18 protein-coding genes are annotated in these 22,358 nt (G+C 71.6%); 6 read left to right on the forward strand and 12 right to left on the reverse strand.

Annotated elements, in window-relative coordinates:
• Nucleotides 1–96 precede the first annotated feature (96 nt).
• Both AB0G17_RS18840 and AB0G17_RS18845 read left to right on the forward strand, forming a co-directional pair.
• The gene (locus tag AB0G17_RS18840) at nt 97–717 is read left to right on the forward strand and encodes a DUF47 family protein (protein WP_067155188.1); all 621 of its coding nucleotides are present in this window, start codon (nt 97–99) and stop codon (nt 715–717) included.
• A 5-nt stretch (nt 718–722) separates the two neighbouring features.
• The gene (locus AB0G17_RS18845) at nt 723–1,721 is read left to right on the forward strand and encodes an inorganic phosphate transporter (RefSeq protein ID WP_361383437.1); all 999 of its coding nucleotides are present in this window, start codon (nt 723–725) and stop codon (nt 1,719–1,721) included.
• A 104-nt stretch (nt 1,722–1,825) separates the two neighbouring features.
• On the opposite strand, the gene pstB is transcribed toward AB0G17_RS18845, so the two are convergent.
• The 8 genes from pstB to mshD form a co-directional block, all read right to left on the reverse strand.
• Nucleotides 1,826–2,602, reverse strand: coding sequence for a phosphate ABC transporter ATP-binding protein PstB (pstB, locus tag AB0G17_RS18850; RefSeq protein ID WP_358833702.1), 777 nt, complete (start codon nt 2,600–2,602; stop codon nt 1,826–1,828).
• A 53-nt stretch (nt 2,603–2,655) separates the two neighbouring features.
• Nucleotides 2,656–3,732 (reverse strand): phosphate ABC transporter permease PstA, encoded by a 1,077-nt coding sequence (gene pstA, locus AB0G17_RS18855; RefSeq protein ID WP_361383440.1) that lies wholly within the window; start codon nt 3,730–3,732, stop codon nt 2,656–2,658.
• Complete coding sequence (gene pstC, locus AB0G17_RS18860; protein WP_361383443.1) at nt 3,732–4,727, reverse strand: phosphate ABC transporter permease subunit PstC; 996 nt, start codon at nt 4,725–4,727, stop codon at nt 3,732–3,734. The genes pstA and pstC overlap by 1 nt, the downstream gene beginning before the upstream one ends.
• Before the next feature lie 144 nt (nt 4,728–4,871).
• Nucleotides 4,872–6,017, reverse strand: a complete 1,146-nt coding sequence (gene pstS / locus AB0G17_RS18865; RefSeq protein ID WP_361383446.1) for a phosphate ABC transporter substrate-binding protein PstS — start codon at nt 6,015–6,017, stop codon at nt 4,872–4,874.
• Between the two features lie 329 nt (nt 6,018–6,346).
• The gene (locus tag AB0G17_RS18870; protein ID WP_361383817.1) at nt 6,347–6,769 is read right to left on the reverse strand and encodes an NUDIX hydrolase; all 423 of its coding nucleotides are present in this window, start codon (nt 6,767–6,769) and stop codon (nt 6,347–6,349) included.
• On the reverse strand, nt 6,766–7,773 hold the full coding sequence (locus AB0G17_RS18875) for a CHAD domain-containing protein (protein WP_361383449.1): 1,008 nt from the start codon (nt 7,771–7,773) through the stop codon (nt 6,766–6,768). The genes AB0G17_RS18870 and AB0G17_RS18875 overlap by 4 nt, the downstream gene beginning before the upstream one ends.
• Complete coding sequence (locus tag AB0G17_RS18880) at nt 7,760–10,009, reverse strand: RNA degradosome polyphosphate kinase (protein ID WP_361383452.1); 2,250 nt, start codon at nt 10,007–10,009, stop codon at nt 7,760–7,762. Before AB0G17_RS18880 ends, AB0G17_RS18875 begins: the two co-directional genes overlap by 14 nt.
• 302 nt (nt 10,010–10,311) lie before the next feature.
• Nucleotides 10,312–11,250: a mycothiol synthase gene (gene mshD / locus AB0G17_RS18885; RefSeq protein WP_361383455.1), complete on the reverse strand. Its 939-nt coding sequence runs from the start codon at nt 11,248–11,250 to the stop codon at nt 10,312–10,314.
• A gap of 266 nt (nt 11,251–11,516) precedes the next feature.
• On the opposite strand from mshD, the gene AB0G17_RS18890 reads away from it, so the two are divergent.
• Complete coding sequence (locus AB0G17_RS18890; protein WP_361383458.1) at nt 11,517–13,361, forward strand: bifunctional metallophosphatase/5'-nucleotidase; 1,845 nt, start codon at nt 11,517–11,519, stop codon at nt 13,359–13,361.
• 154 nt (nt 13,362–13,515) lie between these two features.
• On the opposite strand, the gene AB0G17_RS18895 is transcribed toward AB0G17_RS18890, so the two are convergent.
• The 3 genes from AB0G17_RS18895 to AB0G17_RS18905 form a co-directional block, all read right to left on the reverse strand.
• Nucleotides 13,516–14,919 (reverse strand): HAMP domain-containing sensor histidine kinase, encoded by a 1,404-nt coding sequence (locus tag AB0G17_RS18895; protein ID WP_361383461.1) that lies wholly within the window; start codon nt 14,917–14,919, stop codon nt 13,516–13,518.
• An 8-nt stretch (nt 14,920–14,927) separates the two neighbouring features.
• Nucleotides 14,928–15,662: a response regulator transcription factor gene (locus AB0G17_RS18900; RefSeq protein ID WP_361383464.1), complete on the reverse strand. Its 735-nt coding sequence runs from the start codon at nt 15,660–15,662 to the stop codon at nt 14,928–14,930.
• Between the two features lie 131 nt (nt 15,663–15,793).
• Nucleotides 15,794–16,981 (reverse strand): trypsin-like peptidase domain-containing protein, encoded by a 1,188-nt coding sequence (locus tag AB0G17_RS18905; protein WP_361383467.1) that lies wholly within the window; start codon nt 16,979–16,981, stop codon nt 15,794–15,796.
• Between the two features lie 1,127 nt (nt 16,982–18,108).
• On the opposite strand from AB0G17_RS18905, the gene AB0G17_RS18910 reads away from it, so the two are divergent.
• The gene (locus AB0G17_RS18910) at nt 18,109–18,975 is read left to right on the forward strand and encodes an NUDIX hydrolase (RefSeq protein WP_361383470.1); all 867 of its coding nucleotides are present in this window, start codon (nt 18,109–18,111) and stop codon (nt 18,973–18,975) included.
• A gap of 52 nt (nt 18,976–19,027) precedes the next feature.
• On the forward strand, nt 19,028–19,858 hold the full coding sequence (locus AB0G17_RS18915; RefSeq protein WP_361383473.1) for an MBL fold metallo-hydrolase: 831 nt from the start codon (nt 19,028–19,030) through the stop codon (nt 19,856–19,858).
• 177 nt (nt 19,859–20,035) lie between these two features.
• On the opposite strand, the gene AB0G17_RS18920 is transcribed toward AB0G17_RS18915, so the two are convergent.
• The gene (locus AB0G17_RS18920; RefSeq protein ID WP_017947815.1) at nt 20,036–20,710 is read right to left on the reverse strand and encodes a Crp/Fnr family transcriptional regulator; all 675 of its coding nucleotides are present in this window, start codon (nt 20,708–20,710) and stop codon (nt 20,036–20,038) included.
• A gap of 322 nt (nt 20,711–21,032) precedes the next feature.
• On the opposite strand from AB0G17_RS18920, the gene nth reads away from it, so the two are divergent.
• The gene (gene nth / locus AB0G17_RS18925) at nt 21,033–22,052 is read left to right on the forward strand and encodes an endonuclease III (protein WP_361383476.1); all 1,020 of its coding nucleotides are present in this window, start codon (nt 21,033–21,035) and stop codon (nt 22,050–22,052) included.
• Nucleotides 22,053–22,358 lie beyond the last annotated feature (306 nt).

Genomic DNA, 22,358 nt, shown 5'->3' on the forward strand with positions numbered 1-22,358 from the left:
GCCTGATGGGCGACACTGAAGTACGCCGGTTAGCCGTGGCCGGATGATGCGCCTAGCATCAGCCTGACCGAATCCAGAGCACCCCGAGGACCCCACGTGCGCTTTCGTCTGACCCCCAGGGAGACGAGCTTCTACGACATGTTCTCCGCATCCGCGGACAACATCGTCACGGGCTCGAAGCTCCTCATGGAACTGCTCGGAGCGGACTCCGCGTCCCGGGCCGAGATCGCGGAGCGCATGCGGGCAGCGGAGCACGCGGGCGACGACGCGACCCACGCGATCTTCCACCAGCTGAACTCCTCCTTCATCACGCCGTTCGACCGCGAGGACATCTACAACCTCGCCTCGTGCCTCGACGACATCATGGACTTCATGGAGGAGGCCGTCGACCTCGTCGTCCTGTACAACGTCGAGGAGCTGCCCAAGGGCGTCGAGCAGCAGATCGAGGTACTGGCCCGGGCGGCCGAGCTGACCGCCGAGGCCATGCCGAACCTGCGGACGATGTCCAACCTCACCGAGTACTGGATCGAGGTCAACCGGCTCGAGAACCAGGCCGACCAGATCCACCGCAAGCTGCTCGCCCATCTCTTCAACGGCAAGTACGACGCCATTGAGGTGCTCAAGCTCAAGCAGATCGTGGACGTACTCGAAGAGGCCGCGGACGCCTTCGAGCACGTGGCGAACACGGTGGAGACCATCGCCGTCAAGGAGTCCTGAGCTTCGTGGACACCTTCGCACTGGTCGTGACCATCGCGGTCGCGCTCGGATTCACATACACGAACGGGTTCCACGACTCGGCGAACGCCATCGCGACCTCCGTCTCGACGCGGGCGCTGACCCCGCGCGCGGCGCTGGCGATGGCCGCGGTGATGAACCTCGCCGGCGCCTTCCTCGGCCAAGGGGTCGCGCACACCGTCAGCAAGGGCCTGATCGCGACGCCCACCGGCGACAAGGGGATGGGCATCCTCTTCGCCGCGCTGCTCGGCGCGATCGTCTGGAACCTCGTCACCTGGTACTTCGGCCTTCCCTCGTCCTCCTCGCACGCGCTGTTCGGCGGCATGGTGGGCGCGGCGCTCGCGGGCGGTACGGACGTCATCTGGTCGGGCGTCCTCGAAAAGGTCATCATCCCGATGTTCCTGTCGCCGGTGGTCGGTCTCATCGCCGGTTACCTGGTGATGTGCGCGATTATGTGGCTCTTCCGCAAGGCCAACCCGCACAAGGCCAAGCGGGGATTCCGTATCGCGCAGACCGTCTCGGCGGCCGGCATGGCGCTCGGCCACGGCCTCCAGGACGCGCAGAAGACCATGGGCATCGTGGTGATGGCCCTGGTCATCGGCGATGTGCAGAGCGCCGACGCGCCAATTCCGGTGTGGGTGAAGATCGCCTGTGCGGTGATGCTCTCGCTCGGTACGTACGCGGGTGGCTGGCGGATCATGCGGACGCTCGGGCGCAAGATCATTGAGCTGGATCCGCCGCAGGGGTTCGCCGCGGAGACGACGGGGGCTTCGCTCATGTTCGTGACGGCGTTCCTCTTCAAGGCGCCGATCTCCACGACCCATGTCATCACCTCCGCGATCATGGGTGTGGGGGCGACGAAGCGGGTCAACGCGGTCCGTTGGGGCGTTGCCAAGAACATCATCCTGGGCTGGTTCATCACCATGCCCGCGGCCGCGCTCGTGGCGGCGGCCAGCTATTACGTGGTGCGGATCTTCTTCGGCTGAGCCGCACTGTTCGGAACGGAAAACGGGCCCGCCCCCTGGCACCAGGGGGCGGGCCCTTCGTCTTGCGGTGGCACCGCCATGCAGCACCGCAGACGGCTTGGGGGCTATCCGAAGCGGCCCGAGATGTAGTCCTCGGTGGCCTGGACGGACGGGTTGGAGAAGATCCGCTCGGTCTCGTCGAGCTCGACGAGACGGCCGGGCTGGCCGACGGCGGCCAGGTTGAAGAAGGCCGTACGGTCCGAGACACGCGCCGCCTGCTGCATGTTGTGCGTCACGATGACGATCGTGAAGCGCTCCTTCAGCTCGCCGATCAGGTCCTCGATGGCGAGGGTGGAGATCGGGTCGAGCGCGGAGCACGGCTCGTCCATCAGCAGCACGTCCGGCTCGACCGCGATCGCGCGGGCGATGCACAGCCGCTGCTGCTGGCCGCCGGACAGGCCCGAGCCGGGCTTGTTGAGGCGGTCCTTGACCTCGTTCCAGAGGTTCGCGCCCTTGAGGGACTTCTCGACGACGTCCGCCAGCTGGTTCTTCTTGTACGAGCCGTTCAGTCGCAGCCCGGCCGCCACGTTGTCGAAGATCGACATGGTGGGGAACGGGTTCGGGCGCTGGAAGACCATGCCCACCGTACGGCGCACGGCCACCGGGTCGACGTCCCTGCCGTACAGGTTCTCGTCGTCCAGGAGCACCTTGCCCTCGACGCGGCCGCCGGGGGTGACCTCGTGCATCCGGTTCAGGGTGCGCAGGAACGTGGACTTGCCGCAGCCGGACGGGCCGATGAAGGCCGTCACGGAGCGGGGCTCCACGGTCATCGAGATGTCTTCGATCGCCTTGTGGGAGCCGTAGTAGGCCGTCAGGCCGCTGACGTCGATTCGCTTGGCCATGGGGATCACTGCTTCTTTCGAGCGTGCGAGAGAGGGTCGCTGATATGGCCGCGTCAGCGACCGGTCTTGGGGGCCTTCCAGCGGGCGATGCCGCGGGCCACCAGATTGAGGATCATGACGAAGGCGATCAGCACCAGGGCCGCGGCCCAGCCGCGGTCGTAGGACGCGTCGCTGCCCACCCGGTACTGCTCCCAAATGTAGAAGGGGAGCGAGGACTGGGCGCCGTCGAAGGGGTTCGTGTTGATCAGCTGGCTGCCGAAGACGAGCAGCATGATCGGGGCGGTCTCACCGGCGATACGGGCGATCGCGAGCATCACGCCCGTGGTGATGCCGCCGATCGCGGTCGGCAGGACCACCTTCAGGATCGTGCGCCACTTCGGCACGCCGAGGGCCAGCGAGGCCTCGCGCAGTTCGTTCGGGACGAGCTTGAGCATCTCCTCGGTGGAGCGGACCACGACCGGCATCATCAGGATCGCCAGCGCCAGCGAGCCCATGAAGCCGGACGGCTTGAGCTCGAACATCAGCATCAGGGTGAGGATGAACAGGCCCGCCACGATGGAGGGGATGCCGGTCATCACGTCGACGAAGAAGGTCACGGCCTTGGCGAGCGCGCCCTTGCCGTACTCCACCAGGTAGACCGCCGTCAGCAGGCCGAGCGGGGCGGAGATCAGGGTGGCGATGCCGACCTGCTCCAGGGTGCCGATCAGCGCGTGGTAGACGCCGCCGCCCTTCTCGAAGCCGGGGACGCCGGCCATGGAGTGGGTGAGGAAGTTCCCGTCGAGGACCTTGGTACCCCGGCTGATCGTCGTCCACAGCAGGGAGATCAGCGGGACGAGGGCGAGGATGAAGCAGACCCAGACGAGGGAGGTCGCGACGCGGTCCTTGGCCTGGCGCTTGTTCTCGACGTACGTGGTGACCACGTACGAGATGAGCACGAACAGGAGCGCGGAGATCAGGCCCCACTGGACCTTGCTCTCCAGGCCGAAGACGAGGCCGGTGCCGCAGCCGAGCGCGACTCCGGCGGCGCCGAAGGCGGCCCCGGCCCAGCGGGGCAGGCCCCGACGGCTCAGGCTGCCCTTGCGGGGCGCGGAGGGCGCCGGGCGGGTGTCCTGGACTACTGCGTTCGACATCAGGCGTTCGCCCCCGAGTACTCCTTGCGGCGCGCGATGATCAGGCGGGCCGCGCCGTTGACCAGCAGGGTGAGGACGAAGAGCACCAGGCCGGAGGCGATCAGCGCGTCCCGGCCGAGCTCGTTGGCCTCGTCGAACTTCGCCGCGATGTTCTGGGCGAAGGTGCCGCCACCCGGGTTGAGCAGGTGGAGCGAGATCAGATAGCTCGGGGAGAGGACCGTGGCGACGGCCATCGTCTCGCCGAGCGCGCGTCCCAGGCCCAGCATGGACGCGGAGATGATGCCGGAACGGCCGAAGGGCAGCACCGACATCCGGATGACCTCCCAGCGGGTGGCGCCGAGGGCCAGGGCGGCCTCCTCGTTCATCCGCGGGACCTGGAGGAAGACTTCGCGGCTCACGCTGGTCACGATCGGCAGGATCATGATCGCGAGCAGGATGCCGACGGTGAAGAGCGAGCGGGCGACGCCGACCTCGGTCTTCTCGAAGACGTACGTCCAGCCGAGGTAGTCGTCCAGCCAGGAGTTCAGACCCTCGAGGTAGGGCACCAGGACGAGGGCGCCCCAGATGCCGTAGATGATCGAGGGGACCGCGGCGAGCAGGTCGACGACGTAGGCGAGGGGCGCGGCCAGCTTGCGCGGCGCGTAGTGCGAGATGAACAGCGCGATGCCGACAGCGATCGGAACCGCGATGGCCATCGCGATGATCGAGCTGACGACCGTGCCGAAGAGCAGGACGGCGATGCCGAAGACGGGCTTCTGCGCGGCGGGGTCCCAGTCGAAGGTCGTGAGGAAGTTGCCCTCGTCCTTCGAAATGGCGATCCCCGCGCGGACGCTCAGGAAGACGGCGATCGACGCCATCAGGACGAGCAGCAGGATGCCGGAGCCCCGGGAGAGGCCGAGGAAGACCTTGTCGCCCGCGCGGCCGGTGGACCTGTGGCGCGGGGCGGGTGCCGGAGCCGCCGGTGGCGGCGGGGTGTTGGTGGTTATGGAAGCCATTGATCTTTCCGGTCTGTGGGCGGGGACGGCAGCGGTCCCCTGGCGGCGGTGCACCGGATGGTGGGGGCGGGGGCCGGATCGGGGCCCCCGCCCCGGAGGCCTCCGGACGACCGGTCCAGCGGTCGTCCGTCGGCCCGACAGGTGTTACTGCAGGCCGGCCACGGTCTCGCGGACCTTGGTGTTGATCTCGGCCGGGATCGGCGCGTAGCCGGCGTCCGACAGGATCTTCTGGCCCTCGTCGCCGGCGGTGTAGGTCAGGAAGGACTTGACCGTGCCGAGGGTGTCGCCCTTGTTGCCCTTGTCGCAGGCGATCTCGTACGTGACGAGGACCAGCGGGTAGGCGCCGTCGGCCTTGGTGGCGTAGTCCAGGCTCAGCGCCAGGTCCTTGCCGGTGCCCTTGATCTTGGCGGCGGCGATCGCCTTGGAGGCGTTCTCCGGGGTGGCCTTGACCGGGGCGGCGGCGCCCGTGTTGAGGTCCACGGTCTTGATGGACTGCGCGGTGGCGTACGAGAGCTCGAAGTAGCCGATCGCGCCGTCCGTCTGCTTGACCTGCGCGGCGACGTCGGAGGAGCCGGCCGCGGCCTGGCCGCCCGGGGCCGGCCACTTCTTCTCGGCCGGGTACGGCCAGTCGGCCTTGGCGGTGGCGCCCAGGTACTTGCCGAGGTTCTGGGTGGTGCCGGAGTCCTGCGAGCGGTGGAAGGCCTGGATCGCCTTGTCCGGGAGCTTGGCGCCCGAGTTCAGCTTGGCGATGGCCTCGTCGTTCCAGTTCTTGATCTTGCCGGTGAAGATCTTGGCGATCGTCGGGGCGTCCAGGACCAGGCTGTCGACACCCTCCAGGTGGAAGCCGATCGCGATCGGGCCGCCGACCATCGGAAGGTTGATGCCCTGGCCGCCGCCGGCGCAGACCTTCTTGGAGTTGGCGACCTCCTCCGGCTTCAGCGCGGAGTCCGAACCGGCGAAGCCGACCTGGGACTGGTTGAAGGCGATGATGCCCTCGCCGGACGAGGAGGCCTTGTAGTTGATCTCGACGCCCTTGCAGGCCGCCATGTAGTTCTTGACCCAGAGGTCCATGGCGTTCTTCTGCGCGGAGGAGCCGGAGGCGAGCAGCTGGCCCTTGGCGCCGTCGCACTTGATGTTGGACGCGGCGTTCGTCTTGCCGCCGGTGCCACCGGAGGTGCCGGAACCGCTGTCGTTGTTGTCGCTGCCGCACGCCGTGAGGGCCAGGGCGCTGGACACGGCGATGACGCCGAGAGCGGTGGCGCGGAGCCGGTTCTTGCGCTGAAGCTTCACTTTCGGGTGTTCCTTCCAGGAGCCGCCGGTGTCCGTCCGTTGTACGGCGGCGTGCGAAGAGGTGTCCGGCCGGGCGGGTCGCCTCGCACCGTGTAAGGCCGAAATTAGGCAGAACAGGTGAAGCTGCCGACGGAGGAGAGTGAACGGAAGGTGAACCGTGTCGGACAGTGCGGTGCCGACCGTTACCGGTTTGTGTTCAGCCCGGCCCCGGAGTGAACGGCGCGCTGCCGGAGGGCGCCCCTGAGGTGTCGCGGAGCCCGTCGCGACCACGCGGAAAACCGGCCCTCACGACCGGTGCGGTCTGCCCTTACGACCGGTGCGGTCCGCCCTCACGGCCGGTGCAGCGCGTCCAGCAGGGCGTCGACCAGCAGCCGGTCGCGGGGCTCGGTGAGCCGGTGGCGGGCGGCCGCCGGGGACAGCCACAGCACCCGGTCGACCTCGTCGCCGGGCACGAAGCGCCCCTCGCCCGCCTCGGCGGCCCAGTAGTCGACGTGCTTGGGGCGGCCCTGCACGTCGATGTAGTACGCGGAGGGCAGCCGGGAGCCCGGCACGCACGCGTGCCCGGTCTCCTCCAGCACCTCCCGCAGCGCCCCCGCGAGCGGTTCCTCGCCCTGCTTGAGCTTGCCCTTGGGATGCGACCAGTCGTCGTATTTCGGCCGGTGGACGAGGCAGATCTCCAGCCCGCCGCCACTCCACGGCGAGTGGCGCCACAGCACGCAGCCCGCCGCGAGCACCGGCCCGTCCGGGTTCACGGCGCGGTCACCGGCGCGGGCGTCACCGCCGCCATCGGCTGCCACACCTGCTGGAAGGCGAAGCGGGCCGCCTCCACCTCGTGGCGCTGGTCGGCGTGGAGCACCCCCAGCGCGTATGCCGTCGCCGGGGCGATCCGCGGGGTGCGGGCCGCGGCCGCCGCCGCCGCGGCCGCCTCCGCGGCGTCCCGGTGCCGGTCGAGCGCCCGCCCGGCCCGCAGCAGCCGGTCGTCGCCCTCGTGCGGCAGGCCGGTGCGCAGCACCTCCTGGGCGTACCGGTGCAGCCGCAGCAGCAGCCGCACCTGGTGCCAGGGCGCGTCCTGCGCCTCGCCGGACTGGGCGAGGGCCTCCGCGTTGTACGGATGGGCCGCGCGGGCCAGCGGCAGCGCGGCCACCGCGTCCGCCAGCCGCTGCTCGGCGAGCTGGGCGGCGGGCGGCAGCACCTCCACCGCGTACGCCGCCGCCGAGCCGGACAGCGGGACCTCGCTTGCGAGCAGCGCCACCGCGTCGGCCACCGCGTGGAACCGGGACGAGCCCAGCGCCTGCAGGGCCGCCGAGTGCGCCCGGGTGCGGGCCAGGGTCAGCTGGCGGTCGAGCAGCGCCCCCGCCCGCGCCGCGCCCACGGCCAGGGCCCCGGCCGCCGACGCCCCGTGCGGCGGCGGGACTTGAGCCGCCCCGGAGAGCCGCTGGAGGCCGTCGAGCAGCCGGGCCAGCCGCGCCGCCAGGGCGTGCTCCCCGGCCAGCGTGGCCGAGAGCCAGGCCAGTTCCGTACGCAACGGCTCGGCCCAGGACGGGTCGAGCAGCGGGCGGAAGGTGTGCAGGGTGCCGCTGATGCGGCGGGCGGCGCGCCGCAGCGCCCGCGCGGCCTCCTCTGCGCTGTCGTTGTCGGACCCCGCCTCGCGGTGGAGGCGGAGGCTGCGCAGGAATTCCCCCGCCTGCGCGTGGAGATAGGGGGACAGGACGTCCCCGGCGGTCTCCGGTCCCGGGGATGTGTCATGGCGTAGCACGCCGGCGCCTCCGGGCGTCTATCAGCATCTCCTGTACGTGGCGCAGCGGCTGTCCGTCGGCGTCGGCGGCGTGCCGGGTCCACTCCCCGTCCGGGCCCAGGTGCCAGGAGGAGGTGGTGTCCGACATGCCGGTCTCCAGGAGCCGGGTGAGAGCCGCGCGGTGGGCCGGGTCGATGACCCGGACCAGTGCCTCGATGCGGCGGTCCAGGTTGCGGTGCATCATGTCGGCGCTGCCCAGCCACACTTCGGGCTCGCCGCCGTTGCCGAACGCGAAGACCCGGGAGTGCTCCAGGAAACGCCCGAGTATCGACCGCACCCGGATGTTCTCGGAGAGCCCGGTGACCCCGGGGCGCGCCGCGCAGATGCCGCGCACCCAGATGTCGACCGGCACACCGGCCTGCGAGGCCCGGTAGCAGGCGTCGATCACGGCCTCGTCGACCATCGAGTTGACCTTGATGCGTACGTAGGCGGGGCGCCCGGCGCGGTGGTGGGCGGTCTCCTTGTTGATGCGCGAGACCAGCCCGTCCCGCAGGGACTTGGGGGCGACGAGCAGACGGCGGTAGGTCTCGCGGCGCGAGTAGCCGGACAGCCGGTTGAAGAGGTCGGAGAGGTCGGCGCCGACCTGCGGGTCGGCGGTGAGCAGCCCCAGGTCCTCGTAGAGCCGGGCCGTCTTGGGGTGGTAGTTGCCGGTGCCCACGTGCGAGTAGCGCCGCAGCGTCTCGCCCTCCTGGCGCACCACCAGCGACAGCTTGCAGTGCGTCTTCAGACCGACCAGGCCGTACACCACGTGGCAGCCCGACTCCTCCAGCTTGCGGGCCCACTTGATGTTGGCCTGCTCGTCGAAGCGCGCCTTGATCTCGACCAGGACCAGGACCTGCTTGCCGGACTCGGCGGCGTCTATCAGCGCGTCCACGATCGGCGAGTCGCCCGAAGTCCGGTACAGCGTCTGCTTGATGGCGAGCACGTCCGGGTCGGCCGCGGCCTGCTCCAGGAACGCCTGGACCGAGGTGGAGAACGAGTCGTACGGATGGTGCAGCAGCACGTCCCGCTCGCGCAGCGCGGCGAAGATGTCCGGCGCCGACGCCGACTCGACCTCCGCGAGGTCGCGATGGGTCCCGGCCACGAACTTGGGGAACTTCAGCTCCGGCCGGTCCAGCGCCGCGATCCCGAAGAGGCCGGTGAGGTCGAGCGGACCGGGCAGCGGATACACCTCGGCGTCGCTGATCTTCAGCTCGCGCACCAGCAGGTCCAGGACGTACGGGTCGATGGACTCCTCGACCTCCAGGCGCACCGGCGGCCCGAAGCGGCGGCGCATGAGCTCCTTCTCCAGCGCCTGGAGGAGGTTCTCGGCGTCGTCCTCCTCCACCTCCAGGTCCTCGTTCCGGGTCACCCGGAACATGTGGTGCGCCAGCACCTCCATGCCGGGGAAGAGCTCTTCGAGGTGCGCCGCGATGACGTCCTCCAGCGGCACGTACCGCTGCGGCGAGGCCTCCAGGAACCGCGAGAGCAGCGGCGGCACCTTGACCCGGGCGAAGTGGCGGTGCCCGCTGACCGGGTTGCGCACGACCACGGCGAGGTTGAGCGAGAGCCCCGAGATGTACGGGAAGGGGTGCGCGGGGTCCACGGCCAGCGGGGTCAGGACCGGGAAGATCTGCTGGCGGAAGAGCGTGAAGAGGCGCGCCTGCTCCTTCTCGGTCAGATCGGGCCAGCGGATCAGATGGATGTTCTCGTCGGCCAGCGCCGGGGCCACGTCCTGCTGGTAGCAGGCGGCGTGCCGGGCCATGAGCTCGCGCGAACGGGTCCAGATCAGGTCCAGGACCTCGCGGGGCTGGAGCCCGGAGGCGGAGCGGGTGGCGACGCCGGTGGCGATGCGGCGCTTGAGGCCCGCCACCCGGACCATGAAGAACTCGTCCAGGTTGGAGGCGAAGATCGCCAGGAAGTTGGCCCGTTCGAGGAGGGGCGTGGCCGGGTCCTCGGCGAGCTCCAGGACGCGCTCGTTGAAGGCGAGCCAGCTGCGCTCGCGGTCCAGGAACCGCCCCGACGGCAGCTCGTCGCCCCCGGGGGCGTCCTCGCGGTCGCGCTCGTACCCTTCGTACCCGTCCAGATCCGCGTCGATGTCCGGCTCCAGATCGGAGACGGCGGCCGCGAGGGTGTGCGGCCGGTGCGCGGCTATGGAACCGACCGACGGCTGGGAGGCGGGCTGGAGGTGGACCTCGGCGCTGGGCTGCTGGCTCATAAACCCATTCTTCCGCGCCGGGCCGCTGTCAGGCGCGTCGGAGAGCCAGTCGGAGCGGGCAGGCGTGAGCGCCTTGGGGCGGGCGGCGGTCCCGTTCCGGGAGGGTGGCACCTCGGGCTGCATTGAGTGAGCGTCGCAAGCGTGTCTGAATACCCGGTAACGAGGACATGACGTGCGGGAATCCGTGGCCCGTCACAGGCCCCGTAGGGGCGCGGGGCGGTGACACCATACGGCTCCGCCGTGGGGGCGTGACCGGCCCACCACGGTCCGCACGTCCGATACTGACCCCCGGGAGGACCCGCTCAGGACTCCGTGCGGTACATGAGATCCACCTCGTGGACAGTGAAGCCCAGCCGCTCGTACACGGTCACCGCCGCCGTGTTGTCCGCGTCGACGTACAGCATCACGGCCGGCAGACCCTCGGCGGCGAGGTGGCGCAGGCCCGTCGCCGTGAGCGCCTTCCCCAGGCCGCCACCCTGCGCGTCCGGCCGGATCCCCACCACGTACACCTCCCCGATCCGCTCCTCGGCGTGCACCTTGGTCCAGTGGAAGCCCACGATCCGGCCCTCGCGCTCGGCGAGGAAGAAGCCCTTCGGGTCGAACCAGGGCTCCGCCTTGCGGTCGTCCAGGTCGCGCTGGGTGAGCGAGCCCTGCTCGGGGTGGTGGGCGAAGGCCGCCGCGTTCACGGCCAGCCACGCCGCGTCGTCCTCGCCGGGCACGAAGGTCCGTACGCTCACGCCCGCCGGGTACACCGGCTCGGCGATGTCCGACGGGGTCAACGGCCGTCGCATCTGGCGCAGTTCGCGGAAGAGCGTGAGCCCGAGGACCTGGGCGAGGTGGCGGGCGGCGGAGTGCCCGCCGTGCGCCCACACCCGCAGCCGCTTGCCGGAGGCGCCGAGGAGCGCCGAGCCGAGCGCCCGGCCGTGGCCGCGGCCCCGGTGGGCGGGGTGGATGACGAGCTCCGCGGCCGGTGCCTCGACGGGGTCGGTGTCCTCCAGCTGCGCGTACCCGATCAGTTGGGATTCCTCGCCCGTGGTGACCGTGAGCAGGAAATGGCGGATGCCGGGCCGCCGGCCGCCCCGCAGCTGGAGCCGCCCCTGCTCGGACACGGCCTGCTGCCCGTCGGTCCGGGCGGCCTCGGCGAGCAGCGCGAGGACCTCCTGGGCCTGGGGGTGGGACAGCTCGTCGAGGGTCTGGATCTCACGTCCGGAGGGGCCGGGCACGGCGGGCTCAGTCGTCATGTGTACGAGCCTACGGCGACCGGGGGCAAAACCTGACGTACCGCCAAACGGCAACCATCCCGTAACCCCACCCCCCTGTCGCGCTACGCGCGTTGACTCTAGGCTTCCGCTCGCGGCGGCCACCCCGTCGGGTTTCGGCCACGCCCGCCACGCTTCACGACCAGCTGAACCAGCTGAACCAGCTGAACCAGCTGAACCAGCTGAACCAGCTGAACCCGCAGAACCTGCTCAACCCGCAGAACCACGCTGAATCACTTAGGGGAGAGATGACAGCGACATCCAAGAACCGGGGCGGCCGCGCGGGCCGCCGGGTCCTGGCGGCCGCCGCCGGGCTCACCACGCTCGGCGCGCTCGTCGCCGCGATGCCGGCCGCCGACGCCCACGACAAGGGCCACGGGCACGGGCACCCGAAGCCCTCGCGGACGGTGGACGTCCAGCTCCTCTCCTTCAACGACCTGCACGGCAACCTGGAGCCGCCGGCCGGCTCGGCCGGGGCCGTGAACGAGAAGCAGCCCGACGGGACCGTGAAGTCCATACCGGCCGGCGGCGTCGAGTACCTGGCGTCCTCGCTGCGCACGGCGCGCAAGGGCCACCCGTACTCGATCACCGCCGCCGGCGGCGACATGATCGGCGCCAGCCCGCTGCTGTCCGGGCTCTTCCACGACGAGCCGACGATCGAGGCGCTCAACAAGATCGATCTCGATGTGACGGCCGTGGGCAACCACGAGTTCGACGAGGGCGCGATGGAGCTCGCCCGGATGCAGAACGGCGGCTGCCACCCGGTCGAGGGCTGTTACGAGAAGGGCAAGAAGTTCCGGGGCGCCGACTTCCCGTACCTGGCCGCCAACGTGACCAGCGAGAAGACCGGCAAGCCGATCCTCAAGCCGTACACGGTCTGGAAGAAGAACGGCGTCAAGATCGGCTTCATCGGCGTGACCCTGGAGGGCACCCCGGACGTCGTGACCGCCTCCGGCGTCAAGGGCCTGAAGTTCCACGACGAGATCGAGACGATCAACAAGTACGCCAAGGAGCTCGACCGGCAGGGCGTGAAGTCCATCGTCGCCCTGATCCACGAGGGCGGGATGCCCACGACCAACGCGTACAACTACGACTGCGACTCGGCCGGCCCCGGCAGCGGTCTGTCCGGCCCGATCGTCGACATCGCCAAGGGCGTCACGCCGAAGGTGGACGCGCTGATCACCGGCCACACCCACCAGGCGTACGCCTGCACGATCCCGGACCCGGCGGGCAACCCGCGCATGGTCACCTCGGCGGCCTCGTACGGCAAGCTCTTCACCGAGACCACGCTCACGTACGACAAGCGGACCAAGGACATCGTCCGGACGGCCGTGAAGTCCCCGAAGTCGGTGAACCGCATCGTCAGCCGCGACCAGGCCAAGGCGAAGGACATCACCGACCTGATCGCCCGCTGGAACAAGCTGGCCGCGCCGATCGCGGGCCGCCCGCAGGGCTACATCGCCGCCGACATCAACGGCCGCGGCTCCGAGGCGCCCGAGAAGCCGCTCGGCGACCTGATCGCGGACGCGCAGCTCGCCGGGCTCTCCCCGGCCGACAAGGGCGGCGCCCAGCTCGCCTTCATGAACCCGGGCGGCATCCGCTCCGACCTCGTCTACAAGGCGAGCGGCAGCGAGGGCGACGGGGTGGTCACCTACGGCGAGGCGTTCACCGTCCAGCCGTTCACCAACATGATGAACGTCGTCGACCTGACCGGCGCCCAGCTCATCCAGGGCCTCCAGCAGCAGGTCAGCGGCGGCAACGCGGCCTCCCCGAAGATCCTCCAGGTCTCCAAGGGCTTCACCTACACGCTCGACATGACCAAGGCGGGCGCGGACCGCGTCCTCGTCGACACGGTCAAGCTGAACGGTGTCGCCCTCGACCCGGCGAAGACCTACCGCGTCGCCATGAACGAGTTCCTCGCGGGCGGCGGCGACGGCTTCGCGGCGCTCGGCCAGGGCAAGAACAAGCTGGTCGGCGCCTCCGACCTGGACGTCTTCGACGCCTACCTGGCCGCGAACTCGTCGGCCTCCGCGCCGCTCGCGCCGCCGACGGGCGGCCGGATCACGGTGGTGGGGAAGGTGGCGGGCGACTAATCCCGTCTTGGGCGAGTAATCCCGTCCTATAGGCATGTGGGGCGCCGGAGTGTTTCCGGTTTCCGGTTTGTACGCAGGTGGGGCGCCGGAGTGTTTCCGGCGCCCCACTTTTGGCGGCCCGCGGTACGAACGACAAGCGCAGCCGGCGGCGCGCTCACGCGCCCGGGGTGTCCGGCGGCGGAGTGGGGGCGCCCGGCAGACGAATCGTGGCCACCGTGCCGTTGCCGTCCCCCGCCGCGCCGAGCGCGATCGTGCCGCCCGCGTGCTGGACCGTACGGGCCACGATGGACAGGCCGAGCCCCGAGCCCGGCAGCGAACGGGCCGAGGGCGAGCGCCAGAACCGCTCGAAGACGTGCGGCAGTTCGTCGGCGGGGATGCCGGGACCCTGGTCGCGCACGGTCAGGCTGCCCCGGTCGAGGGCGACCTCGATGGTGCCGTGCGGCGGGCTGAACTTCACCGCGTTGTCCAGCACGTTGACGATCGCCCGCTCCAGGGCCGCCGGCTCCGCCCGTACGTACCAGGGGGCCAGCTGCGCCCTGATGTCCAGCTCGGGCCCGCGCAGCCGGGCGCGGTCGAGCGCGACCCTGGCGATGTCGTGGAAGGCGACGACCTCCAGCGGCCCCTCGCGGACCGCGTCGGGCCGGGACAGCTCCTGCAAGTCCCCGATCAGCGAGGCGAGTTCGGTCATCTGGGCCTTGACGGACGCCATCAGCGCCTTGCGGTCGGCGGGCGGAATGGCCCGCCCGGTCTCCTCGCTCCTCGCCAGCAGCTCGATGTTCGTACGGAGCGAGGTGAGCGGGGTGCGCAGCTCGTGCCCGGCGTCCGCGATCAGCTGCGACTGCCGGTCGCGGGAGGAGGCGAGGGCGGCGGTCATCGCGTTGAAGGACCGCGAGAGCCGGGCGATCTCGTCCTCGCCCTCGACCGGGATGCGGACGGTGAGGTCCTCGGTGCGGGCCACGTGCTCGACCGTGCCGGTCAGCCGGTCGACGGGGCGCAGCCCCGTACGCGCGACCCAGAGCCCGGCGGCGCCCGCCGCCAGGACACCGACCCCGGCAAGGCCGGTCAGCAGCAGCGCGAGCCGATTCAGTGAGGAGTCGATCTCGGTGAGCGGGCGGGAGAGCGAGACGGCGACCGTCCTGCCCGCGATCTCCTGGCGCTGGGTGCGCACCCGGACGTCCACTCCGCCGTCGGTGACGCTGCTGTGCAGGGTGTCGAGCCGGTGTCCCCGGGCGACGGCGACGTCCTGGGACTTGACCTGCACAGGCGGCGACTCGGGCGCCGTACACCGGGTGCCGTCCGCCAGGACGACCTGGATGTACGCGTAGCCCGACTGCCGCTCGTCGGGCGCGGTCCCCGGAGTGAGGCAGTTGGCGACCGCGGCCTGCACCAGCATGGGCGGGGCACTGGTGTTCCGCAGCGTGTTGTCCAGCTCCTCGCCGAGCTGGGCGCGGGTCAGCAGCCAGCAGGCCACCGAGACGGCCGCCACCGCCACCGCCACCGCTGTCGCGACGAGCAGCGCGAGCCGGGATCTGAGCGGCAGCTCGCGGAACCAGCGCACCGCTCTTCTCACTCCGCGCCGCCCGAGCGCAGGGCGTACCCCACCCCCCGCACCGTGTGCACCACGCGCGGCTCGCCGCCCGCCTCGGTCTTGCGGCGCAGATACATGACGTACACATCGAGGGAGTTGGACGACGGCTCGAAGTCGAAGCCCCAGACCGCCTTGAGGATCTGCTCGCGGGTCAGCACCTGGCGGGGGTGGGCCAGGAACATCTCCAGGAGCGTGAACTCCGTACGGGTCAGCTCCACCACTCGCTCGCCCCGCGTCACCTCACGGGTCGCCAGGTCCATCCGCAGATCACCGAAGGTGAGGACGTTGTCGTCGGGCTGTTCGCCGCCCGCCGTCGCGGCGTACGAGCTGCGGCGCAGCAGCGCGCGGATCCGGGCGAACAGCTCGTCCAGCTCGAACGGCTTGACCAGGTAGTCGTCCGCGCCCGCGTCGAGGCCGGTGACGCGGTCGCCGACCGTGTCGCGCGCGGTGAGCATCAGGACGGGGGTGGTGGACCCGGCGCCGCGCAGCCGCCGGGCGGCGGTGAGCCCGTCCATCCGGGGCATCTGGATGTCGAGGACGATCAGATCGGGCTGGTACGCCTCCGCCTTGGCCAGCGCGTCCAGACCGTCGACGGCGACCTCCGTCCCGTACCCCTCGAAGGCGAGGCTGCGCTGGAGCGCCTCCCGCACGGCGGGCTCGTCGTCGACGATCAGGATGCGGTGGGTGTCGTCCTCGGCGGATGCGGGGCTCATCGGTCTGGGGTCTTCCTCGGGGGGTGTGGGTGGGGCGTGGTCCGGGTGGTCGGGCATGGTCCGGGTGGTCGGCCTGGTCCGGGCTGGGTGCTGTCCAGCGTCGCATGCCGCGCCTGTGCCTGCCGTGAGGATCAGCTGTTGCTGCTGTCGCCGCCGCTGCTGTCGTTGCTGTTGCCACTGCTGTTGCCGCTGCCGCTGCCGGAGCGGAGGGCGTCGAGGTCGGCCTTGACGGTGTTGACCGGGATGGCGAACCCGAGCCCGACACTGCCCGCCGCCGAGGAGGAGGACTGGCTGGCGGAACTGGGGCTGTACATCGCGGAGTTGATGCCGATGATGTTGCCGTTCATGTCGATCAGCGCTCCGCCGGAGTTGCCCGGGTTGAGCGAGGCGTCGGTCTGGATCGCCTTGTACGTGGTCTTGGACGAGCCGGTCTCGCCGTTGAACTGCTGCCCGCCGAATTCGAACGGCCAGCCGCCGCGCCCTCCGCCCTGCTGTCCCTGACCCTGTCCCTGGCCCTGACCCGGTCCCTGGCCCTGCTCCTTCGCCACGGTGACGTCGCGGTTGAGGGCGGAGACGATGCCGCTGGTGACGGTGCCGGTCAGGCCCTCGGGGGAGCCGATGGCGACGACCTGGTCCCCGACCTTGAGGTTGTCGGAGTTGCCGAGGCTCGCGGGCTTGAGCCCGGCGGCGCCCTGCACCTTGATGAGCGCGAGGTCCTTGTCGGGATCGGTGCCGATGACGCTCGCGGTGTACGTCTTGCCGTCGCTGGTCCGCACCTTGACCTGGTCGGCGCCGGCGATGACGTGGTTGTTGGTGACGATCTCGCCGCCGGAGGTGATGATCACCCCGGATCCGGTGGACTCGCCGGAGGTGGAGGTCGCGCTGATCTCCACGATGCTGGGCGAGACGGCCTGGGCCACGCCCGCGACGGTGCCGGTGGTGTTCCTGGACGCGTTCGTCCCCACGACGCCGGGCGCGCTGGCGCTGGCGTCGCCGCCGGCCCACCGCTCCACGAGCGTGGCGGTCCCGCCCCCCACGGCCGCGGCGGCGAGCGCGACGGCGGCGAGGAGCCCGACGGAGCGGCGGGCTCGGCGGTGGGTGGGGGCGGGGGCGCCGGGGGCGCCGGGGGCGGTGGGCTGGCCGGGGTCGCCGGGGATGCCGCCTCCGCCCCCGCCCCCGTTCGCCGGCCAGATGGTGGTCCCGGGCCCCGCGTGCACGGGCTGGCTCGGCTCGTACGGGGGCGGCGGGGGGTAGGCCCCGGACGCCTGCGGATACGGCTGCGGCTGCGGCTGCTTCGGCTGCTGCTCGGGGAAGGTCATGTGCATCACCTTCGCGGCGCTGGATGAGAGCCGTCTGAGGACGGGGTGAGAAGCCCGGCAGAAGGGTGTTTGCCCGACATAAAGGGGGGTGGGTGGTGCCCGGTTTTTCTCCCCCACCCCGCCCCTCCCCGAAACCCTCCGGGGGTGGACGGGGCGGCTCTCCCCGGGGGCCTACGCCCCCGGCCCCCGGCCGGGCCCACGCCCCGGCTCCCCCGGCGGGGTCGCCCTCCCCGGCGGGGCCCCCGGCCCCCGGCGGGGCCCCCGGCCCCCGGCGGGGCCCCCGGCCCCTGCACCCCGCTCCAGGGGGCTGCGCCCCTGTGCCTGCCACGGGGCGGGGGTGGAGGTGGGGGACGCCCCGGTCCCTCCGGGCTGGGGGCTGCGCCCCCGCCCCCGCTTCGGGGCTCCGCCCCGGACCCCGCTCCTCAAACGCCGGAGGGGCTGAATTTGCCCCGCCCCTGCCCCCTCAGGGGCGCGGGGAACTGCGCGACCGGCCCCCACCGGCCCGCAGACAAAATCCGTGCCCCCCGGGACGGCGCCCCCACAGCCCCGCAGACGAACCACACCTCCAGGCAGGCCCCCACTCGCGCCGAGCCAGCAACCCCCCAGGGGCGCGGGGAACTGCGCGAGACCGGCCCCCACCGGCCCGCAGGCGAACGGGCTGAACCGGCCCCCTCAGGGGCGCGGGGAACTGCGCGACCAGCCCCCACCGGCCCGCAGACGAATGGGCTGCACCGTCCCCCAGGGGCGCGGGGAACCGCGCGACCACCCCCACCCACCCGCAGGCGGACGGGCTGAACCGGCCCCCTCAGGGGCGCGGGGAACTGCGCGACCGGCCCCCACCGGCCCGCAGACGAATGGGTTGCACCGTCCCCCGGGGCGCGGGGAACCGCGCGACCAGCCCCACCCCACCCCACCCCCAGACAAATCCGCAGCCGAAACACGGGGCCCGGGGGCGAAGCCCCGGCGTGGGGTCGGGCGGAAACACGGGGCCCAGGGGCGAGCCCCGGCGTGGGGTCGGGCGGAAACACGGGGCCCGGGGGCGAAGCCCCAGTGTGGGGTCGGGCGGAAGCGCGGGGAGGGGGCGGTGGGGCCTCGAACTGGCGCGCGTCAGGGGATAGCCTCCGGCCATGCCCAATGGTCAGTGGTACCCGCCGGAATGGCCCGACCGCATCCGCGCGCTCGCACACGGCGAACTCACCCCCGTGCAGCCCCGGCGAGCCGCGACCGTCATGTTGCTGCGCGGCGGGCCGCTCGCCGTGCACATGCTGCGCCGCCGCACCTCCATGGCCTTCGCCGGCGGCGCCTACGCCTACCCCGGCGGCGGCGTCGACCCCCGGGACGAAGCCCGGAGCATCGGGTGGGCAGGGCCCAGCCGGGAGACCTGGGCGGCACGCCTGGGCGTGGGCGCGGACGACGCCCAGGCCATCGTCTGCGCGGCCGTCCGCGAGACGTACGAGGAAGCCGGAGTCCTCCTCGCCGGGCCCGACGCCGACAGCGTCGTGCGCGACACCACTGGCGACGACTGGGAGGCCGACCGCCAAGCCCTCGTCACCCGCGACCTCTCCTTCGCCGAGTTCCTCGACCGCCGCGGCCTGGTCCTGCGCTCGGACCTGCTCGGCGCGTGGGCGCGCTGGATCACCCCCGAGTTCGAGCCGAAGCGGTACGACACCTGGTTCTTCGTCGCCGCGCTCCCCGAGGGCCAGCGCACCCGCAACGCCTCCACCGAGGCCGACCGGACGGTGTGGATCCAGCCCGCCGACGCGGCCGCCGGGTACGACGCGGGCGAGCTGCTCATGATGCCCCCGACCGTCTCGACCCTGCGCGGCCTCCTCCCGTACGCCACCCCCGCCGACGTACTCGCCGCCGCGGCGGCCCGCGACCTCACCCCCGTTCTGGCGCGGGCGAGCCTCGGCGACGACGGGGAGATCGTGCTGAGCTGGCCCGGGCACGACGAGTTCACCAAGCGCGTGCGCACCGGCGGCGGGACGCCGTGACCGCGACGCACCCCTCGCACCCCTACCAGCCCCTCACGGAAGGTGCCCCCGCGTGACCGAAGCCGCGGCCCTCCCCGGCCAGCCCCGCGGCGGGGTGCTCTCCGGCCCCGCCACGACCCGTACCGTCAACGTCCTCGCGCCGAACCCCTCCGCGATGACCCTCGACGGCACCAACACCTGGATCGTCGCCGAGCCCGACTCCGACCTCGCCGTCGTCATCGACCCCGGCCCGCTCGACGACGCCCACCTGCGGAACGTGATCGCCACCGCCGAGCAGATGGGCAAGCGGGTCGCGCTCACCCTGCTCACCCACGGCCACCCCGACCACGCCGAGGGCGCGGCGCGCTTCGCGGAGCTGACGCGCACGCACGTACGCGCGCTGGACCCGGCGTTGCGCCTGGGGGACGAGGGGCTCGGCACCGGCGACGTGATCACCACGGGCGGACTGGAGATGTGGGTGGTGCCCACCCCCGGCCACACCGCCGACTCCCTCTGTTTCCATCTCCCCGCCGACGGGGCCGTGTTGACGGGGGACACGGTCCTCGGGCGCGGCACCACCGTCGTGGCGCACCCCGACGGCCGCCTCGGCGACTACCTCGACTCCCTGCGGCGGCTGCGCTCCCTCGCGGTCGACGACGGCGTCCGCATCGTGCTGCCCGGGCACGGTCCGGTCCTCGACGACGCGCAGGGTGCCATCGAGTTCTACCTCGCCCACCGCGCCCACCGGCTGGCCCAGGTGGAGACGGCGGTGGAGAACGGCCTCACCACGGCGGCGGACGTGGTGGCCCGGGTCTACGCGGACGTCGACCGTTCGCTGTGGCCCGCGGCCGAGCTCTCCGTACGCGCGCAGTTGGAGTATCTGAGCGAGCACGGGTTGATCTGACGCGAGCACGGGTTGATCTGACCGGGGCCCTTCAACTTGCCTTCTGCCACGGTGCACTTGTCAAGGAGCGGCGTGTCTGGCACGTATCCACAGACTAGGACCGACCACTGACAACGGGGCCCGCCTCCCGGAGGAGACGGGCCCCGTCACGTACGAACGCGCAGGTGAACGGCCGTATCAGCGCGAGCGCTTGGCCAGTCGCTCGACGTCGAGCAGGATCACCGCTCGGGCCTCCAGACGCAGCCAGCCGCGCTGCGCGAAGTCGGCGAGGGCCTTGTTCACCGTCTCGCGGGAGGCGCCGACCAGCTGGGCCAGCTCCTCCTGCGTCAGGTCGTGCACGACGTGGATGCCCTCCTCCGACTGCACGCCGAAGCGGCGCGACAGGTCGAGGAGCGCACGGGCGACGCGGCCCGGAACGTCCGAGAAGACCAGGTCGGACATCTGGTCGTTGGTCTTGCGCAGTCGGCGGGCGACGGCGCGCAGCAGGGCCGTGGCCACCTCGGGCCGGGCGTTCAGCCAGGGCTGGAGGTCGCCGTGGCCCAGGCCCAGCAGCTTGACCTCGGTCAGCGCGGTCGCGGTGGCGGTGCGCGGGCCCGGGTCGAAGAGGGACAGCTCGCCGATGAGCTCGCCGGGGCCGAGGACCGCCAGCATGTTCTCGCGGCCGTCGGGGGAAGTGCGGTGGAGCTTGACCTTGCCCTCGGTGACCACGTACAGGCGGTCGCCGGGGTCGCCCTCGTGGAAGAGGGCGTCGCCGCGGGCGAGCGTCACCTCACTCATCGAGGCGCGGAGCTCCGCGGCCTGCTCATCATCGAGCGCCGCGAAGAGCGGGGCGCGCCGCAGAACGTCGTCCACGAGTTCTCTCCTTGTCGACCGGTTCAGGGACCGTGTTCCCCTTTTTACCGGACGGGGTAAACAGTGCGATCAATCACAAGGATGACGCACCGGCGCGCCGGACTGTGCGGCAGGGGGCCGATTGGGGTGGTGATTCGCTGCGGCCGGGGCGGATGTCAGTGCGTGGCTTTAGGCTGGCCGGGTGTCCAATTCGCCGGTGAGAGCGCAGGCCAGGGGGGCCACAAGAGTGTCCGCAGGCAGTGATTCCGCTGTGGGCGAACAGCCCGCGAGTAAACCGAAAAAAGCCGCGAAAGAATCAAAATCGGCCAATCGGGCCGCGTCGGTGCCCGAGCCCGCCCCGGGCGCGTCGGCTACGTCGCGTGCGTCGGCCGCGTCGCGCGCGTCCGCGAAGACCCCGGGAAAGGAGAGTGCGGCGAAGGAGAGCGCCGCCGAGGCGGGCCCGGCCCAGGCGACCGCAGCCAAGGGGACCGCAGCCAAGGGGACCGCGGCCAAGAAAGCGGCGCCCGAGAAGGCCGCCGCCAAGAAGGTCCCGGCCAAGGCCACCAAAGCCCCCGCCCGGGCCCTCAACCCCGCCAAACCCGAGTCGCACCTCTCCATGGTCCGGCGCGCCCGGCGGATCAACCGGGAGCTGGCGGACGTGTATCCGTACGCCCATCCCGAGCTCGACTTCCGCAACCCCTTCGAGCTGCTGGTCGCGACCGTCCTGTCCGCCCAGACGACCGACCTGCGGGTCAACCAGACGACGCCCGCGCTGTTCGCCGCGTATCCGACCCCGGAGGAACTGGCCGCGGCCGACCCGGAAGCGGTCGAGCAGCTGATCCGGCCGACCGGGTTCTTCCGCGCCAAGACCAAGTCGATCATGGGGCTCGCCGCCGCCATCCGCGACGACTTCGGCGGCAATGTGCCGGGCCGCCTCGACGACCTGGTGAAGCTCCCCGGCGTCGGCCGCAAGACGGCGAACGTGGTGCTCGGCAACGCCTTCGGCGTTCCCGGCATCACCGTCGACACGCACTTCGGCCGTCTGGTCCGCCGCTGGAAGTGGACGGACGAGGAGGACCCGGTCAAGGTCGAGGCCGTCGTCGCCGAGATCTTCCCCAAGAGCGAGTGGACGATGCTCTCGCACCGCGTGGTCTTCCACGGCCGCCGCATCTGCCACGCCCGCAGGCCCGCCTGCGGCGCCTGCCCCATCGCCCCGCTCTGCCCGGCGTACGGGGAGGGCGAGACGGACCCGGAGAAGGCGAAGAAGCTCCTGAAGTACGAGAAGGGCGGCTTCCCGGGTCAGCGGCTCTCCCCGCCCCCGGACTACCCGGGGCTCCCGGCCCCGCCGCTGGGGGCCGGATGACGGATCGAGGATGAGCGGACGAGCGGGTGACCGGAGCGGGCGGAACGAACGCGACCGGCCCGAACGTTGTGACCGGTGGACGACGGGGGTGCCCATGACGCACGCGAGTGACGCCAGCAGGACGAGTGACACAAGCAGGGACGCCGGCCGGAACACCGGCAGGACGTACGAGCGGTACGAGAGCGATACGGGCGGCGCGGCCGCGCCCAGCGGCCACCAGGGCCACGGAGGCCCCCGGGGCCACGGAGGCGGTCCGCCGGGCCACGGAGGCGGCCCCCAGGGCCTCCACGCCCCCGCCGCGGGCCG

It is taken from the genome of Streptomyces sp. NPDC023838 (assembly GCF_040639555.1).
In the GTDB taxonomy this organism is placed as follows: Bacteria; Actinomycetota; Actinomycetes; order Streptomycetales; family Streptomycetaceae; genus Streptomyces.

Bases quoted from the DNA above. Each gene is read 5' to 3' on its own strand.
- pstB (WP_358833702.1), bottom strand. From the start codon at position 2,602: ATGGCCAAGCGAATCGACGTCAGCGGCCTGACGGCCTACTACGGCTCC.
- pstA (WP_361383440.1), bottom strand. From the start codon at position 3,732: ATGTCGAACGCAGTAGTCCAGGACACCCGCCCGGCGCCCTCCGCGCCC.
- pstC (WP_361383443.1), bottom strand. From the start codon at position 4,727: ATGGCTTCCATAACCACCAACACCCCGCCGCCACCGGCGGCTCCGGCA.
- AB0G17_RS18880 (WP_361383452.1), bottom strand. From the start codon at position 10,009: ATGAGCCAGCAGCCCAGCGCCGAGGTCCACCTCCAGCCCGCCTCCCAG.
- mshD (WP_361383455.1), bottom strand. From the start codon at position 11,250: ATGACGACTGAGCCCGCCGTGCCCGGCCCCTCCGGACGTGAGATCCAG.
- AB0G17_RS18890 (WP_361383458.1), top strand. From the start codon at position 11,517: ATGACAGCGACATCCAAGAACCGGGGCGGCCGCGCGGGCCGCCGGGTC.
- AB0G17_RS18900 (WP_361383464.1), bottom strand. From the start codon at position 15,662: ATGAGCCCCGCATCCGCCGAGGACGACACCCACCGCATCCTGATCGTC.
- AB0G17_RS18905 (WP_361383467.1), bottom strand. From the start codon at position 16,981: ATGACCTTCCCCGAGCAGCAGCCGAAGCAGCCGCAGCCGCAGCCGTAT.
- AB0G17_RS18910 (WP_361383470.1), top strand. From the start codon at position 18,109: ATGCCCAATGGTCAGTGGTACCCGCCGGAATGGCCCGACCGCATCCGC.